The following is a 15,733-nucleotide window of genomic DNA, read 5'->3' on the forward strand; positions in this document are numbered from 1 at the left end:
TACAAATGGTCAAACCTGAATGGGGCACCAAGCGCACTTGCCCGAATTGCGGCACTCGCTTCTACGATCTTACCAAGGACGAACCCGTCACCTGCATCGAATGCGGTGAAGAGTGGTCGCCGGAACCGGTTCTCAAGTCCAAGCAGCCCATCCTCGCCGAGGAAGAGAAGAAGGACGACAAGGCAGAAGCCGATAGCGATCTGGCCGATGACGAGCTGGAAGATATCGACGAGGACGACGATTCGCCCGATAACGAAGTCGACCTTGGCGGTGACGACGATCTCGGCGTCGAAACAAAGTCCAAGGGCGACGACGACAACGCCGACGAAAGCTGATTTATCTGTTGCATTGCGGTGAGGGCCCTTATATTGGGCGCCTCCCGCAAGGGCGACGCGTTGTTAAAGGCGCGTTGTTTGAAAATGGTTCGGGGCCTTAGCTCAGCTGGGAGAGCGCAACACTGGCAGTGTTGAGGTCAGCGGTTCGATCCCGCTAGGCTCCACCATTTACCGGATTTGATGGTAGCAGGCCGTGGCGACGGCTGCGGCTTGCTTCCACCACACCTGGGCACACGTTTGGGTTTCATAGGGGTCTGACCCCACGCTGGCCGACGAGTTTTCGTCCGCCGGCGTTTTTCGCGTTTATCCCGCATGTGCGGGGAAGGAGCAGGCATGTTTGACAATCTGTCCGACCGGCTCGGCAATGTATTCGACCGCCTCAAGGGTCGCGGCTCGCTCAATGAAGGCGACGTCCGCGAAGCCATGCGCGAAGTGCGGATTGCCTTGCTCGAAGCCGATGTCGCTCTGCCGGTCGTGCGCCGCTTCGTTGATGCTGTTACCGAAAAGGCGATCGGCTCGGAAGTCCTCAAATCGGTCACACCGGGCCAGCAAGTCGTCAAGATCGTCAATGACGAGCTGGTCGATATGCTCGGCGGTGAAAAAGTCGAAGGGCTGAATCTCAACGCCAAGCCGCCGGTCGTCATTATGATGGTCGGCCTGCAGGGTTCGGGTAAGACGACGACGACGGCAAAGCTGGGCAAATTGCTCCGCGAAAAGCATGGTAAGAAGGCGATGATGGCCTCGCTGGACGTCAACCGTCCGGCCGCACAGGAACAGCTGAAAATCCTGGGCGAGCAGGTCGATGTGGCAACCCTGCCAATCGTGCCCGGCCAGCAACCGCTCGACATCGCCCGCCGCGCCATGGAAAGCGCCAAGCTTCAGGCGGCAGATGTGCTGCTGCTCGATACCGCGGGCCGGCTCCATGTCGACGAAGCTCTGATGGCGGAAATGAAGGCCATCAACTCGGTTTCGACGCCCACCGAAGTTCTGCTGGTCGTCGATAGCCTGACCGGACAGGACGCGGTCAACGTCGCACAGAGCTTCACTGGCGAAGTGCCGCTGACTGGCGTCGTGCTGACCCGGATGGACGGCGATGCGCGCGGCGGTGCAGCGCTGTCGATGCGTTATGTCACCGGCAAGCCGATCAAGTTTGCCGGCACTGGCGAAAAGCTCGACGCCATCGAGGCATTCGATCCGAACCGCGTGGCCGGCCGCATTCTCGGCATGGGCGACGTTGTCTCGCTGGTCGAAAAGGCCGCGACTGCGATCAAGGAAGAAGAGGCCGAAGCGCTCGCCAAGAAAATGGCGAAGGGCGAGTTCGACCTCGACGATTTGCGCATGCAGCTGAAGCAGATGCAGAACATGGGCGGCCTCGGTGCTCTGGCCGGTATGATGCCGGGTATGAAGAAAGCCAAGGCGGCGATGCAGCAGTCGGGCATGGACGACAAGGTGCTGATCCACATGGACGCGATCATCGGTTCGATGACTCCGAAAGAGCGCAAGATGCCCAAGCTGCTCAACGCCAAGCGCAAGAAGCGCGTGGCGGCAGGTTCGGGCACTCAGGTCCAGGAAGTGAACAAGGTGCTCAAGATGCACCAGGAAATGGCGAAGGCCATGAAGCAGATCAAGAAGATGGGCGGCCTCAAGGGCCTCGGTGCCTTGTTCGGCAAAGGCGGCTTGGGCGCTGCGATGCCGGGTCTTGGCGGACCGGGCGGACCCGGACCGATGGGCGGGCTTCCGGGGCTAGGCTCCGGCGGCGGCAAGGGGCCGACAGTCGATCCGGATACGCTTCCGGCCGACCTGCGCGATATGTTGAACAAAAAATAATATTTCAGATATTTACACTCGAAAGGTGAAGTAAAATGGCAGTTGCAATTCGTTTGTCGCGCGGTGGTGCGAAAAAGCGTCCTTATTACCGCATTGTTGTGTCGGATTCGCGTAGCCCGCGTGACGGCAAGTACCTTGAGCAGATCGGCACCTATAACCCGATGCTGGCCAAGGATTCGGGCGAGCGCGTGAAGCTCGACGAAGACCGTGCACGTCACTGGCTGAGCGTTGGCGCCAAGCCGAGCGACCGCGTTCTGCGTTTCTTCGATGCCGCCGGCATCCTTGAGCGTGCACCGCGCAACAACCCCAAGAAGGGTGAGCCGGGCGAAGCCGCCAAGGAACGCGCTGAAGAAAAGGCCACCAAGGAAGCTGAAGCAGCAGAAGCTGCCAAGGCCGCTGAAGAAGAAGCCAAGACCGCTGCTGAAGCTCCGACTGAAGAAGCAACTGCTGAAGAAGCTCCCGCTGAAGAAGCTGCAGCTGAAGAAGCACCGGCTGAAGAAGCGAAGAGCGAGTAATCGTCTCCATGCAGGACAAGCCCGTCACGTTGGCAGCCGTCACCGGTGCGCACGGCGTGACGGGCGAAGTCCGTCTGAAGCTGTTCGGTGAGGGGGTCGAAACCCTGAAGCCGCACAAAAGCTTCAACGAGGGCGCCCTGACGCTCTCCAAGATCCGTAGCGACAACAAGGGCGGCGCGGTTGCGCGTTTCGCCGAAGTCACGAACCGCAACGAAGCCGAGGCCCTTCGCGGCACGGTTCTGACTGTCCCTCAGCAAGCGCTACCGGCGCTGGAGGAGGGAGAGTTCTACTATTCTGACTTGCTCGGGCTTCCAGTGGTCACCGAAACCGGTGAAGCGATCGGCAGCATTTGCGCGGTCGAAAATTTCGGCGCGACCGAGATCATCGAAATTGAAAAGCCGGACGGCAAGAAGTTCATGGCTCCGCTGACCAAGCAGGCGGTGCCGGAATGGGATAGCGAAAAGCTGACCATCAATTCCGACTTCGTTACCTAGCGTCTCAGCGGCGACTTCTCGGCAAGCCGATTACGTATGGTGGTCGAAGCAATTCCTGCCTGGCCCATTGCGGCGCTGATCTGGTCCAATCCAACCACCACATCTCCTGCGGCGAACAGTTCAGGCACGCTCGTTTCGTAGTGGTCGCTCACTTCGATGCACCCGTCATCGCCAAGCTCGGCGCCGCATTTCTCGGCGAGGCCCGAGCGGATGACCGAACCCAGCGCGGGATAGGCGCTGTCGAAGCTCATGCGGCCTTCAGCGGTATCGAAGGTAATTTTGTCGCCATCGATGCTGTAGTCTCCGCAAGGACCGGCCACGCGTACTATTCCCGCCTCGTCCAGCTGCGCTGAACATCCGTCCGACAGGTCGTGGTCACCCTCCGGAGAAATCAATGTCACATCGCTGGTGAAGCCGCGGATGAACTGCGCTTCGGCGGTGCCGTGATCGCCTGATCCGATGACGGCAACTCGCTTGTCGGTGACTTCATAGCCGTCGCACACGGGACAATATCTCAGCAAACCGCGTGAAAGCGCTTCGTCGTGGAACTGGTCGCTCATTCCTTCGGGCCGGTTGTTGACCACACCTGTGGCGAGCAGGACCGTTCGCGCGCGGAAGGCGGCATCGTCCGTGGTCACGGTGAAACAGTCGCCGTCCTTGCGCAGGTCGCTCACCCGCTTGGGTTCGCGCATTGCGCCGTATTTGGCGGCTTGCTCGCGCATGCGTTCGAGCAGTTCCTCACCATTGATACCGTCGGGGAAGCCTGCGTGATTGTGGCTTGTCGGGATCCAGCTTGCACGGCTCGTCCCGCAATCGAACAGGCGGATTTTCAGGTGATAGCGCGCAAGATAGATCGCGGCAGTCAGGCCGGCGGGGCCAGCGCCCACTATGATGCAATCGTCAGGTGTTTCTGTCATGGGTGTGTGAACGCACGGGATGGCCAAGCGGTGCCCGCCGCGCTAACCGCTTTTTCCATGAGCACGCTTTCGGTCGCCATCGTCCAGGCATCTCCCATCCCGCTCGCCATTGGCGACGGGATCGAGAAAGCCGTCCGCCTTGCGCGCGAGGCGGTTGAGGGCGGGGCGAAGCTGGTTGCATTCGGCGAAACGTTTTTGGGCGGCTATCCGCTCTGGCTGGACGAGGCTCCGGGCGCGGCCTTGTGGGATCATCCCGGCACCAAGGCGCTGCATCGCATCCTGCTGGAACAAGCCGTTGTGGCGAACGACGAGCGGCTGCTGCCCCTGCAGGAATTGTGCGACGAAAGCGGCGCTGTTATCTCCATTGGCGCGCATGAGCGTATGCGACAGAGCCTCTACAACAACCAGATGACATTCCGGCCCGGCCTGCCGGTCCTCGACCACCGCAAGCTGGTTCCGACACATGGCGAACGGCTGGTTTGGATGCGCGGTGATGGTTCGACGCTCGGTGTCCACCAGGCCGAGTGGGGCAGCGTCGGCTCGCTGATCTGCTGGGAGCACTGGATGCCCTTGGCGCGCGCGGCGATGCATAACCTTGGCGAGAGCGTGCATGTCGCGGCCTGGCCGACCGTGCGCGAGGAATACGCGCTCGCCTCGCGGCACTATGCGATGGAGGGCCGCTGCTTCGTGCTGGCGGCCGGTCTGGTGCAGGCGAAGGACGACCTGTTCGACGGGCTGGAGCGTGCTGGCGACGCTGCGGCGGCGAAGGAGCTGTTCGAGACGATCGAGGGCGATGCACTCAACCGTGGCGGCTCAATGATCATTGCACCCGATGCAAGGATTGTCGCACAGGCGGGTGAGGGCGAGGAAACGCTGTTTGCGGAGCTAGACCTCAGCGAGATCGGTCAGGGGTTGGCGAGCCTCGATACTGACGGTCATTACTCGCGCCCTGATGTTTTCGAACTTAGGGTTGATACGCGGTCAAAGGATGGGGTGAATTGGGCATGAGACTGCCATTCGTATTTGTCCTCCTTGTACTGGGATTCGAAACTCTAGCTCTCGCGCATGAGGATCCTGCATCTCTGTCATCGAACCCTATCGATTGGCTGTTGCCTGTATTGGCTTATGTGCTGCCTGAATTGATGGTGGTCGTGCTTTTGAACATCTACGCGTCGAGACTACATCTTCTTGTAAGGCTCGTTTTCGCGATTGTTTTTCCGCTGATCTTCTGGCTCGTGGTTCTTTATTTGCTTTGGTCTCCTGATCGTTCGTTTCTGACGCTGTTGCTCGAGCTTCCGCGGTTGGTTCTTGAACGAACGATGGCTCTCTTGCTTGTGTCGAGCAGCATAGTGATTGCTGCGTTAGGAATGTTGGATCACCGGCGCCGACTGAAAACACTTAATGCAGAGGTGTTCGCGGAAACATGACCTTCGCTGCTACCATCCTCACCCTCTATCCCGAGATGTTTCCCGGACCGCTGCGCCTGTCACTGGCCGGCCGCGCTCTGGAGGAGCAGAAGTGGTCGATCGACACGATCCAGATCCGTGACTTTGCGACCGACAAGCACCGTACCGTCGACGATACACCCGCAGGCGGCGGGGCAGGGATGGTGCTGAAAGCCGATGTACTTGGTCCGGCTCTCGACCATGCGATCCGCATGCAGCCCAAGGCTCCGATCCTTGTCATGACACCGCGCGGCAAGCCGATCACGCAGGAGCGTATCCGGGAGATTTCCGGCGGCCCCGGTGTCACTATCTTGTGCGGCCGCTTTGAAGGCTTCGACGAGCGGATCTTCGATGCCTATCCGCAGGTAGAGGAGGTCAGCCTGGCCGATATCGTCCTGTCGGGCGGAGAACCGGCTGCGCTGGCGATTCTCGATGCTTGCATTCGCCTGCTTCCCGGAGTAATGGGCGCGGCTTCTAGCGGGACCGAAGAGTCGTTCGAGGACGGCTTGCTCGAGTATCCGCAATATACCCGACCTCAGGAATGGGAAGGGCGCACGATCCCTGAAGTGCTGCGATCGGGGGATCATGCGAAAATCGCTGCTTGGCGCAAGGCAAGGAGCGAGGAAGACACACGGTTACGCAGGCCGGACCTTTGGGATCGTCATACTGATGGTCGGGACCAGCCTGCCTCTGATGCGCGGCGAAAAGATTGAAGGAAATGGTTCAATGAACCTGATTCAGCAGCTCGAAGCGGAAGCTATCGAGAACCTCGGCAAGGATATTCCCAAGTTCCAGGCTGGCGACACCGTTCGTGTCGGCGTGAAGGTTGTGGAAGGCCAGCGCGAGCGTATCCAGAATTTCGAAGGCGTTGTCATCGCCCGCTCCAACCGCGGCATGGGCAGCAACTTCACCGTCCGTAAGCTTTCGTTCGGCGAAGGTGTGGAACGTGTTTTCCCGCTTTACAGCCCGATCGTGGACAGCATTACCGTGGTTCGCCGCGGTATCGTGCGTCGTGCGAAGCTCTACTATCTGCGTGGCCGTACCGGTAAGCGCGCTCGTATTGCCGAGCGCCGCGACAACGCCCCCAAGGCGTAAGTCTCGCAGCAAAGCGAATTTCGAAGGGCGGCCTCGCGGGGCCGCCCTTTTTGATTCTGCGTCCGCGTATCCGCATAGGAATAGGTAAAAAGAAAGGGCGGCGCTCCTGAAAGCACCGCCCTTGTCACGTGGGGATCATGATGAGCCATAAGGCCCGTTCAGATGCCTCCGGGAGCCAGTGAGCCGGATAGCGGCTCCCGATGACGAGGACCCTTCTGGCGCAGAGGCGTTAAGGGGATTTAAGGAAGCGCACTTAACTCCAAATTAGGCATAACTTTCAGGCGATGCCGCAGACCTTGCTTTCCAGACCGGGTCTTGCGAGAGCGTGGCGTCGCAACGAGGGAGAGACACTTGCGCAATCTGACTTTTGCCGCCGCACTGGCGCTCGGCACATGCCTGGCAGCGCCCGCACTGGCGGACAATCACAGCAATTCCGAGGAGACTGCGCCCATGGATCTCACATTCGAACGCGTTTTTGCCTCTCCGTCGCTGGATGGACCCGCACCGAGGCAGGCCAAGTTGTCGCCTGACGGCCGCTATCTCACGCTGCTACGAAACCGCGAAGACGACCGCGAGCGCTACGACCTGTGGGCCTATGACCGCGAGGAAGACGAGTGGTCGATGCTGGTGGACAGCGAGGCGCTGGGTTCGGGCCGCGAGTTGTCCGAAGATGAAAAGATGCAGCGCGAGCGCGCGCGTGTCGGGAGCCTGAAGGGCATCATCAGTTACGAATGGACCTCCAACGGCAAGGGCTTGCTCGTACCGCTTGACGGCGATCTCTATCTAGCCAGTCTTGGCGGCGAAGTCGTGCGCGTTACCGATACAGAGGAAAGTGAGCTCAATCAGTCACTTAGTCCGCATGGCAACTACATCTCATTCGTGCGGGATCGGCAGCTGTGGGTCGGCCCGGTCACTGGCGACCATGCGCCGATAACACCCAAGGAAGGCGAGGCCGTGCGTTGGGGCGAGGCGGAGTTCGTGGCTCAAGAAGAAATGGGCCGCCTGACAGGTTATTGGTGGTCGCCGGACGAAAACCGCATGGCGGTGCAGCGTTTCGATGAAAGCGGCGTCGGTATTGTCACGCGCGCTGCCATCGGGGCGACCGGCACGAAGGTTTATGACCAACGTTATCCGGTTGCGGGCAGCCCAAACGCGGTTGTCGAGCTGTTCGTCATGGACCCTGACGGTCAGAACCGCGTGAAGGTCGATCTTGGCAGTGATCCCGACATCTATCTCGCCCGGGTGGACTGGGCACCGGGAGGCAATGCGCTGTACGTCCAGCGCCAGAACCGCGAGCAGACGGTCCTCGATCTCCTCAAGGTCGACCCGGCCACAGGCGCAAGCGAAGTCGTTTTCACCGAACGCGCAGCCGCCGAGGATTACTGGATCAACCTTTCGGACGACTACAAGTGGCTCGACGATGGCAGCCTGATCTGGTGGTCCGAACGCGACGGTTTTGGCCATCTCTATCGTTTCGCGAACGGCGAGTGGATCCAGCTCACTAGCGGTGACTGGGTCGTCACCAAGTTGCTTGGCGTAGATCAGGCGGCTGGGAAAGTGTTCTTCCAGGCGACCAAGGACGACGTGCTTGCCCAGCAAATCTATGCGCTGGACCTTGCATCACCGTCTTCGATCGAACGCCTGACCGATCTAGACTATGTGAATTCCGGCACAATGGACAGCAAGGCGCAAACGCTCCTGATTTCGCGTTCGAACGATGACACCCCGCCGCAGAGTTATCTTGCCGACGCGCAGGGCAACCGGCTTGCGTGGATTGAACGCAACGAGCTGAACGATGAACACCCTTACGCCCCTTACGTGGCCAGCCACCGGCAAACGCAATATGGTGTCCTTCCCGCGGAAGACGGCACGTTGCTCTATTGGGAAATGCTCACACCCCCGCTGGAGCCGGGCAAGAAGTATCCCGTCTATTACTACCACTATAGCGGGCCGGGACCGCAGATCGTGACCAAGGGCTGGAACGGTGCCCTGCGCCAGGCGATCGTCGACAAGGGTTACATCTGGTTCGCCATCGACAACCGCGGGTCGGCCAATCGCGGCGTCAAGTTCGAACAGCCGATCTACCGTGCGATGGGCGGCGTCGAGGTGCGCGACCAGAAGACGGGTGCGGAATTCCTCACCCAGTTCGATTTCATCGATGCTGACAAGATCGCCATCGATGGCTGGTCCTATGGAGGGTACATGACGCTGAAGCAGCTCCAGGCCGATCCTGGTCTGTATGCGGCTGGCATTTCAGGCGCGCCGGTCACGCGCTGGGAGCTTTATGACACTCACTATACCGAGCGGTATATGGGCACGCCTCAGGCCGACGCGCAGGCTTATGAGACTGCTTCAGCAATCCCCGAGGCCACGAAGATTACCGATCCACTGCTGCTGATCCATGGGATGGCAGACGACAATGTGGTGTTCGAGAACGCAACCGAGGTCATCTCGGCCATGCAGGAAGCCAATGTGCCGTTCGAGATGATGCTGTACCCCGGCTACACTCACCGTGTCTCGGGCGAGCAGATTTCTCCGCACCGCTACAACACCGTGTTTCGCTTTCTAGAGCATCACGGCGTGACGCCTCCGGAGTAGCATTCAGCCGAGCCACTCCAGCGTCTTGGCTGCAACTTCTGCAGGTGCTTCGACCTGCGGATAGTGGCCAACGCCAGGCAAAAGGTGCGAGCGAGCGTTCGGTAATACTCGTCGCCATTCGTCGAATGCGTGTTTGCCTGACACCGGATCGAGAGCGCCGTTGATAAGGCCAATCCGGCTTTCGGCATGAGCAAGCGCACCGACCCACCGCGCTTCATGTTTCTGGCGGTCGGTCATGTAATGGAGCAGCTTGTGGAATTTTCGGTGCCCGTCCTGCTCTGAAATAAGGCTCCAGAAATCGTCGAGCTCAGCTTCGGAGGGCTGAGTATCAGGTCCGAAAACCTCCGCAAAGCCTGCGCCGAAACGCTTCCTGTTCATCAGCCACCCGACGAGAAAGCCGAGCGGCGATACGCCCAGCTTCTGGAGAGGCCGAGGACGGTGCTGGTTGGGAAAGATACCCCCGTTGAGGAAAACCATCTGCTGCAATCCTGCTGCACCGCTGCCCTCGGCCTGGCGTGCAAGCATTTCCTGTCCCACGGACACTCCGTAATCGTGCACGAGGGCGTCATATTCCGCGATGCCAAGGTGGGCCAGCAGCGCCTCTTGGAGGTCTGTCTGCCGGTGGATCGAGTAACCGCCGGGCGGCTTGTCCGACAGGCCGAAGCCGATCATGTCGCAGGCAACGAGACTGTGCGTTTGGCCCAGCGTTTCCCATATCGGCTGCCAGTCCCACGCGCTGGTTGGGAAACCGTGAACCAGCAAGAGCGGACGACCCGTCCCGCCGCGCCAGAAGGCAATCGAAAGTCCCTGAAATTCAAAACGTTCGGCCTTGGCGCGCCAGTCTGCCAGATCCATTGTATTCCCCCTTGCGGCGCCTCAACTCCAAATTGCTTGCGCCGGGCCTGTCCTAGGCCCATTTGCACCCCACACACAAATTTGGAGATGTGATTTGGGTTATCGTGTTGCCGTAGTCGGCGCGACCGGAAGTGTCGGACGTGAAATGATGATGGTGTTGGCGGAACGCGAGTTTCCCATCGACGAAATCGCTGCTGTCGCTTCCAGCCGTTCGCACGGGTCGGAGGTGGAGTTTGGCGACACCGGCAAAATGCTCAAGTGCAAGAATATCGAGCATTTCGATTGGACTGGCTGGGATATTGCCTTGTTCGCCGCAGGTAGCGGTCCGGCCAAGGAGTATGCGCCGAAGGCAGCCGCTGCCGGCTGCGTTGTGATCGACAACAGCTCGCTCTACCGCATGGATCCGGATGTGCCGCTGATCGTGCCGGAAGTTAACCCCGAGGCGATCCACGGCTATTCCAAGCGCAAAATCATCGCCAATCCCAACTGCTCGACCGCACAGCTCGTTGTCGCCCTTAAACCGCTGCACGATGCAGCGACGATCAAGCGCGTGGTCGTTTCGACTTACCAGTCGGTTTCGGGCGCGGGCAAGGCGGGCATGGACGAACTGTTTGAACAGAGCCGCAACATCTTCGTCGGTGACCCTGCCGTACCATCCAAGTTCACCAAGCAGATCGCTTTCAACGTCATCCCGCATATCGATGTCTTCCTCGACGACGGATCGACCAAGGAAGAGTGGAAGATGGTGGTCGAGACCAAGAAGATCCTCGACCCGAAGATCAAGCTGACCGCCACCTGTGTGCGCGTGCCCGTGTTCGTGGGCCATTCCGAAAGCGTGAATATCGAATTCGAGAACGAATTGACCGCCGAACAGGCGCAGGAAATCCTGCGCGAAGCACCGGGCATCATGCTCATCGATAAGCGCGAGGACGAAGGCTACATCACCCCGGTCGAAGCGGCTGGAGACAGTGCCACCTACATCAGCCGCGTTCGGGAAGACCCGACGGTTGAGAACGGGCTGACCCTGTGGTGCGTTTCGGACAACCTTCGCAAGGGTGCCGCCTTGAATGCGGTGCAGATCGCGGAACTCCTGGGCCGCGAGTGTCTTAAGAAGGGATGATCCGCACAGCCTCGCTTATCGCCCTGCCGTTTCTCCTCCTCGCTTGCTCCAGCGAGCCGACCGAGGACGTGACGACGGTCGACCTCGAAGGCGGCGAGGCACCAAACACCAATCCGCTGATCGAGCGGTTCGACGATGTCGTAATCGTCGTCAACGCGGATGGCTTGGGAGTGCATCAGCAAGCCCCGCTGCGCTTTGGTTCGCCGCGCAGCGAGGTAGACGACGCTGTCGAGGCGGCTTTCGGGTCGGCAGGCATCACTTCCCGCAACGAGGAATGCGGCGCAGGCGAGATGGAGTTCAGCGAGTTCGGACCGCTCAGTATCGCATATCAGGATGGCAAGTTTGCCGGCTGGTTCCTGCGTGAAGGCGGCCAAGTCGTGACTAGCGATGGTATCAGGCCCGGCGTATCGACGATGGAAGGCCTCAAGTCAGAACGTCAGGTGCGTGAAATCGACAGCACCCTGCCGGGAGAGTTCGAATATACCACCGCAGACTTCGGCACGATCCGCGGGTTTTCCGAGGACGATAAGATTACCGGCTTGCAAGCGGGTTTGAGCTGCTTCTTCCGCTGAGGCGTCTCACCTGTATAAGGCAGGAATGACGCATCAAGCAGAACTCTATTTCAGCTTCCGTTCGCCTTATAGTTATCTGGCAATCGGACGTTACCGCCAGTTGACCGAGGAATACGACCTTAGCATTGCGCTGAGGCCGGTCTATCCGCTTGCTATACGCCAGCCCGATTTCTTCGAGCGCAACCATCCGAACTGGCTTGGCTATACCATGCGCGACATGCTGCGGGTGGCGGCTTTTCATCACATCCCCTTCGGTCCGCCGAAGCCGGATCCCATCATTCAGGACATGGCGACGCGAAAGATTGCGGAGGACCAACCCAATATTCGACGGGTAACGCGCATGGGCCAGGCAGCATCGCGGCGCGGAGCAGGCCTGATCTTCGCTGCCGAGGCCGGCCGGATGATCTGGGGCGGTCAGGAAAACTGGCACGAAGGCGGCCATCTTGACCGCGCTCTGGAAGCGGCGGGCCTTGGCGTGGAAGAAATCCTGGCGGAAGTTGATAGCGATGCAGAGGCGCTCGACGCAGAGATTGCCGCCAATCAGGACGCTCTCGAAGCCGCTGGCCATTGGGGTGTCCCGACGCTGGTATTCGAAAACGAACCTTTCTTCGGGCAGGATCGGATCGAAATGGCGCGGTGGCGCATGGAATTGCAGGGTTTGGAAGCCAGGTGAATATGGTCAGCGACGGTAAGAGTGGCTCATCCAGCTTTAGGCCGGATATCAGCACAAGCGATGATTGGAACCGGCGCCTAGAGATGGACACTGTGACAGAATTTTTCGACAGCTTTGATGGCACCCGGCTCGCAATTCACCGCATGGGGAAGGGGAGACCCTTGGTCCTGCTCCACGGCCTCTTCTCGAGCGCGCAGATGAACTGGATCAAGTTCGGTCATGCGGAGACGATTGCGGCCCGGGGTTACGAGGTCATCATGCTAGACTTCCGCGTCCACGGAGACAGCGAAGCCCCCGAAGATCCGGCGAAATATCCGCTGAATGTGCTGGTTCGCGATGTGGCGGCGCTGGTCGATCATCTCGGGTTTGAGGATTACGACCTTGGCGGGTTTTCGCTGGGCGCAAGGACATCATTGCACGCCGTTGCGCATGGCGTTGTCCATCCGTCGCGATTGATCGTCGGAGGAATGGGCACTGCCGGTTTGGGCGAGTGGGCGAAGCGCGCCGCGTATTTCAAGCGAGTGATCGACGAATTTGACGCGATCCCGCGCGGTGATCCGGCCTATTTCTCGATGCAATTCCTCAAGTCGCAAGGTGTGAACCGTGTGGCAGCGCGCTTGCTTCTGGACACGATGCCCGATCTGGAACTTGGTTTGCTCGCCGATATCACCATTCCCACGCTGGTGGTGTGCGGAGACGAAGACCGGGACAATGGCTCGGCCGAAGCATTGGCAAAGTGTATTCCAGGCGCTGACTTCGCGGAGGTGCCTGGCACTCACATGGGCAGCGTCACCAAACCTGATCTGGGCCAGGCAATGGCCGATTGGCTAGGTGATGCGCAGTGAGCCTGTACCGCGCATTCCTGGGGCTCTGGATTGGCGGCCTGATACTTTTTGCGATTGTGATTATGCTTGGCTTGCCACTGGGCGTGTCCGAAGTCCCGGGCGGCATCCTCGACCATCAGGCTGCAGGTAGCGCCGCGGAAGTCGACCGTATCCAGTATGTCTGGCGCTCTGCCGGACTTTGGAATCAGGCCGCTATTGCGATGATCGGCGACCTGATATTCATCGGGATTTATGGTGCGGGTAGCCTGCTGGGCGGCCTCCATTTCCGCCGGAGCACGATGCGGCCTGTCAGTATTTTGGGCGTTTTGATAGCTATCGCAGCCGCGGCCTTCCTAATCACCGATTACGCAGAGACGATCGGCCAGTTCATTCAGCTGACCCGCTTTCAGGGCGATGACAGCCTCGCCTCGCTGGCTGCTTCGGTTCGGCCCGTGAAGATCGCAAGTTGGCTGTTCACGTTTTGCGGGGTCATTGCCTGCCTTGTCATTCGTCGAAAGGCGCGCCGAACCGCTTGATAAAGCGGTTGTGCAAGTGCAATCCGGAAACAGAAAAAGTCAGAGTACCTTTGGAGAGGACATCATGAAATTTGCCCCCGTCGCATTGTCTGCGCTTGCCATCTCGCTGGCTGCCTGCACCACTGCCAATGCTCAGCCGGTCGAAAGCGCTCCGCTCGCGCCAATCGCAGAAGCCGATCCTTATCCCATGACGCCGAAAGGTGCTGCCGACTGGGTGGATATGGTCGAGAAAGACATGTTCGATTTCTCGGTCGAATATGGCCGCGTGCTGTGGCTGAATTCAACCTATATCGTCCATGACAGCGATATGCTTGCGGCCAAATACGGCGCCGAGGCGACACAGAAATCAGTCGCATACGCCAACAAGGCTGCTGAATATGCCCGAGTTGCCGGGCTCGATCCGGAGGTTGAGCGCAAGCTGGATATGCTGCGCAACTCCATCGTGATGCCGGCGCCGGTTCGTGACGGCGCGGCGACCGAATTGTCTGATATCTCGACCCGCCTCGGCTCGGCCTACGGCAAGGGCAAAGGAACCTTGAACGGCAAGGAAATATCCGGTTCCGACATCGAAGCCGAAATGGGCAACCTCGAGCGGACGCCTGAGGAACTCGCAGAGATGTGGGTAAGCTGGCACGACAATGTCGGTGCCCCGATGCGCGGTGATTACCAGCGCATGATCGCGATTGCCAACGAAGGTTCCAAGGACCTCGGTTTCAACGATCTCGGCGCCATGTGGCGTTCGAACTACGATATGGACCCAGACCAGTTCGCCGCCGAGACGGAGCGGATGTGGCAGGAAGTGAAGCCGCTCTACATGGCGCTGCACACCTATGTCCGCAGCCAGCTCAACGAGAAATACGGCGATGCCGTTCAAGCCCCGACGGGCCCGATCCGCGCCGATCTGCTTGGCAATATGTGGGCCCAGGAATGGGGCAATATCTATCCGCTCGTCGCACCCGAAGGTGCTGGTGACATCGGTTACGACCTTACCGAACTGATCGAGCAGAAGGGCTTTGATGAAGTCCAGATGGTCCGTGTGGGCGAAGACTTCTTCTCTTCTCTCGGCTTCGAGAAGCTGCCCGACACCTTCTGGGAACGCAGCCAGTTCGTGAAGCCGGCGGACCGCGAAGTGGTGTGCCATGCAAGCGCATGGGACGTCGACAACGTGGACGACCTGCGCATCAAGATGTGCATCAAGCAGAATGCGGATGACTTCATCACCATCCATCACGAGCTGGGTCACAACTATTACCAGCGCGCATACAACCAGCAGGATTATCTGCACCTCAACGGCGCAAACGATGGCTTCCACGAAGCGATCGGCGACATGATCGCTCTCTCGATAACGCCCGAGTATCTCGTGCAGATCGACATGCTCGACAAGTCCGATGTGCCGAGCGCGGACAAGGACATCGGCCTCCTGCTTCGCCAAGCGATGGACAAGGTCGCGTTCCTTCCCTTCGGACTGATGGTGGACCGGTATCGCTGGGGCCTGTTCGACGGATCGATCCCGGCCGATGGGCTGAATGCGGGATGGAATGACCTGCGATTGCAATATCAGGGTATCACTCCGCCAGTCGCCCGCGATGAGAGCAAGTTTGATGCCGGAGCGAAATATCACATCCCTGGCAATGTGCCTTACACCCGCTACTTCCTTGCGCGGATCCTGCAGTTCCAGTTCTACAAGGCTGCCTGTGATCAGGCGGGCTGGGAAGGGCCGTTGCATCGCTGTTCGTTCTACGGCAACGAGGAAGTCGGTCAGAACCTCGATGCGATGCTTAAAATGGGTGCAAGCAAGCCTTGGCCCGACGCACTCGAAGCGTTCACCGGCGAGCGCCAGATGAGCGGGACAGCGATGATCGAATATTTCGCACCGCTGATGGCGTGGCTTGAAGAGCAGAACGAAGGTAAACCGCAGGGGTGGTAA

Annotated in this window: 17 protein-coding genes and 1 tRNA gene; 16 read left to right on the forward strand and 2 right to left on the reverse strand. The window is 59.6% G+C overall.

The window, feature by feature from the left end; all coding sequences use genetic code 11:
* Nucleotides 1-5 precede the first annotated feature (5 nt).
* The 5 genes from K3166_RS05065 (at nucleotide 6) to rimM (ending at nucleotide 3,171) form a co-directional block, all read left to right on the forward strand.
* Nucleotides 6-335: a TIGR02300 family protein gene (locus tag K3166_RS05065; protein WP_221423582.1), complete on the forward strand. Its 330-nt coding sequence runs from the start codon at nucleotides 6-8 to the stop codon at nucleotides 333-335.
* Nucleotides 336-426: 91 nt separating this feature from the next.
* Nucleotides 427-502: transfer RNA gene (locus tag K3166_RS05070), tRNA-Ala, on the forward strand.
* A 166-nt stretch (nucleotides 503-668) separates the two neighbouring features.
* Nucleotides 669-2,162, forward strand: a complete 1,494-nt coding sequence (gene ffh, locus K3166_RS05075) for a signal recognition particle protein (protein ID WP_221423583.1) — start codon at nucleotides 669-671, stop codon at nucleotides 2,160-2,162.
* Between the two features lie 35 nt (nucleotides 2,163-2,197).
* Nucleotides 2,198-2,677 (forward strand): 30S ribosomal protein S16, encoded by a 480-nt coding sequence (rpsP, locus tag K3166_RS05080; protein ID WP_221423584.1) that lies wholly within the window; start codon nucleotides 2,198-2,200, stop codon nucleotides 2,675-2,677.
* An 8-nt stretch (nucleotides 2,678-2,685) separates the two neighbouring features.
* Nucleotides 2,686-3,171 carry a ribosome maturation factor RimM gene (gene rimM / locus K3166_RS05085; protein WP_221423585.1) on the forward strand — a complete coding sequence of 162 codons (486 nt, stop codon included), beginning with the start codon at nucleotides 2,686-2,688 and terminating at the stop codon, nucleotides 3,169-3,171.
* Here rimM and K3166_RS05090 read toward each other — a convergent pair.
* Nucleotides 3,168-4,088, reverse strand: coding sequence for an NAD(P)/FAD-dependent oxidoreductase (locus K3166_RS05090; protein ID WP_221423586.1), 921 nt, complete (start codon nucleotides 4,086-4,088; stop codon nucleotides 3,168-3,170). The two genes, rimM and K3166_RS05090, sit on opposite strands and share 4 nt — an antisense overlap.
* A 57-nt stretch (nucleotides 4,089-4,145) precedes the next feature.
* On the opposite strand from K3166_RS05090, the gene K3166_RS05095 reads away from it, so the two are divergent.
* From K3166_RS05095 to K3166_RS05115, 5 genes are all read left to right on the forward strand, one after another.
* Entirely contained in the window at nucleotides 4,146-5,096 is a 951-nt protein-coding gene (locus K3166_RS05095; protein WP_221423587.1) for a carbon-nitrogen hydrolase family protein, read from the forward strand.
* The gene (locus K3166_RS05100) at nucleotides 5,093-5,515 is read left to right on the forward strand and encodes a hypothetical protein (RefSeq protein ID WP_221423588.1); all 423 of its coding nucleotides are present in this window, start codon (nucleotides 5,093-5,095) and stop codon (nucleotides 5,513-5,515) included. Before K3166_RS05095 ends, K3166_RS05100 begins: the two co-directional genes overlap by 4 nt.
* A complete protein-coding gene (gene trmD, locus K3166_RS05105; protein ID WP_221423589.1) occupies nucleotides 5,512-6,246 on the forward strand; it encodes a tRNA (guanosine(37)-N1)-methyltransferase TrmD in 735 nt (244 codons plus the stop codon). The genes K3166_RS05100 and trmD overlap by 4 nt, the downstream gene beginning before the upstream one ends.
* Before the next feature lie 13 nt (nucleotides 6,247-6,259).
* Nucleotides 6,260-6,628, forward strand: a complete 369-nt coding sequence (rplS, locus tag K3166_RS05110; RefSeq protein ID WP_221423590.1) for a 50S ribosomal protein L19 — start codon at nucleotides 6,260-6,262, stop codon at nucleotides 6,626-6,628.
* A 351-nt stretch (nucleotides 6,629-6,979) separates the two neighbouring features.
* Nucleotides 6,980-9,226 (forward strand): S9 family peptidase, encoded by a 2,247-nt coding sequence (locus tag K3166_RS05115; protein ID WP_221423591.1) that lies wholly within the window; start codon nucleotides 6,980-6,982, stop codon nucleotides 9,224-9,226.
* A 3-nt stretch (nucleotides 9,227-9,229) separates the two neighbouring features.
* Here K3166_RS05115 and K3166_RS05120 read toward each other — a convergent pair whose 3' ends face one another.
* Nucleotides 9,230-10,081 (reverse strand): alpha/beta fold hydrolase, encoded by an 852-nt coding sequence (locus tag K3166_RS05120; RefSeq protein WP_221423592.1) that lies wholly within the window; start codon nucleotides 10,079-10,081, stop codon nucleotides 9,230-9,232.
* Nucleotides 10,082-10,175: 94 nt separating this feature from the next.
* On the opposite strand from K3166_RS05120, the gene K3166_RS05125 reads away from it, so the two are divergent.
* The 6 genes from K3166_RS05125 to K3166_RS05150 all read left to right on the forward strand — a co-directional run bounded on the left by K3166_RS05125 (nucleotide 10,176) and on the right by K3166_RS05150 (nucleotide 15,733).
* Nucleotides 10,176-11,201 carry an aspartate-semialdehyde dehydrogenase gene (locus tag K3166_RS05125; RefSeq protein WP_221423593.1) on the forward strand — a complete coding sequence of 342 codons (1,026 nt, stop codon included), beginning with the start codon at nucleotides 10,176-10,178 and terminating at the stop codon, nucleotides 11,199-11,201.
* A complete protein-coding gene (locus tag K3166_RS05130) occupies nucleotides 11,198-11,773 on the forward strand; it encodes a hypothetical protein (protein WP_221423594.1) in 576 nt (191 codons plus the stop codon). Before K3166_RS05125 ends, K3166_RS05130 begins: the two co-directional genes overlap by 4 nt.
* A gap of 25 nt (nucleotides 11,774-11,798) precedes the next feature.
* Nucleotides 11,799-12,446 carry a 2-hydroxychromene-2-carboxylate isomerase gene (locus K3166_RS05135; protein ID WP_221423595.1) on the forward strand — a complete coding sequence of 216 codons (648 nt, stop codon included), beginning with the start codon at nucleotides 11,799-11,801 and terminating at the stop codon, nucleotides 12,444-12,446.
* A gap of 83 nt (nucleotides 12,447-12,529) precedes the next feature.
* A complete protein-coding gene (locus K3166_RS05140; protein ID WP_221423596.1) occupies nucleotides 12,530-13,291 on the forward strand; it encodes an alpha/beta fold hydrolase in 762 nt (253 codons plus the stop codon).
* The gene (locus tag K3166_RS05145) at nucleotides 13,288-13,806 is read left to right on the forward strand and encodes a hypothetical protein (protein ID WP_221423597.1); all 519 of its coding nucleotides are present in this window, start codon (nucleotides 13,288-13,290) and stop codon (nucleotides 13,804-13,806) included. The genes K3166_RS05140 and K3166_RS05145 overlap by 4 nt, the downstream gene beginning before the upstream one ends.
* 64 nt (nucleotides 13,807-13,870) lie before the next feature.
* Nucleotides 13,871-15,733, forward strand: a complete 1,863-nt coding sequence (locus tag K3166_RS05150; protein WP_221423598.1) for a M2 family metallopeptidase — start codon at nucleotides 13,871-13,873, stop codon at nucleotides 15,731-15,733.

It is taken from the genome of Qipengyuania psychrotolerans (genome assembly GCF_019711355.1).
Classification (GTDB): Bacteria; Pseudomonadota; Alphaproteobacteria; order Sphingomonadales; family Sphingomonadaceae; genus Qipengyuania; species Qipengyuania psychrotolerans.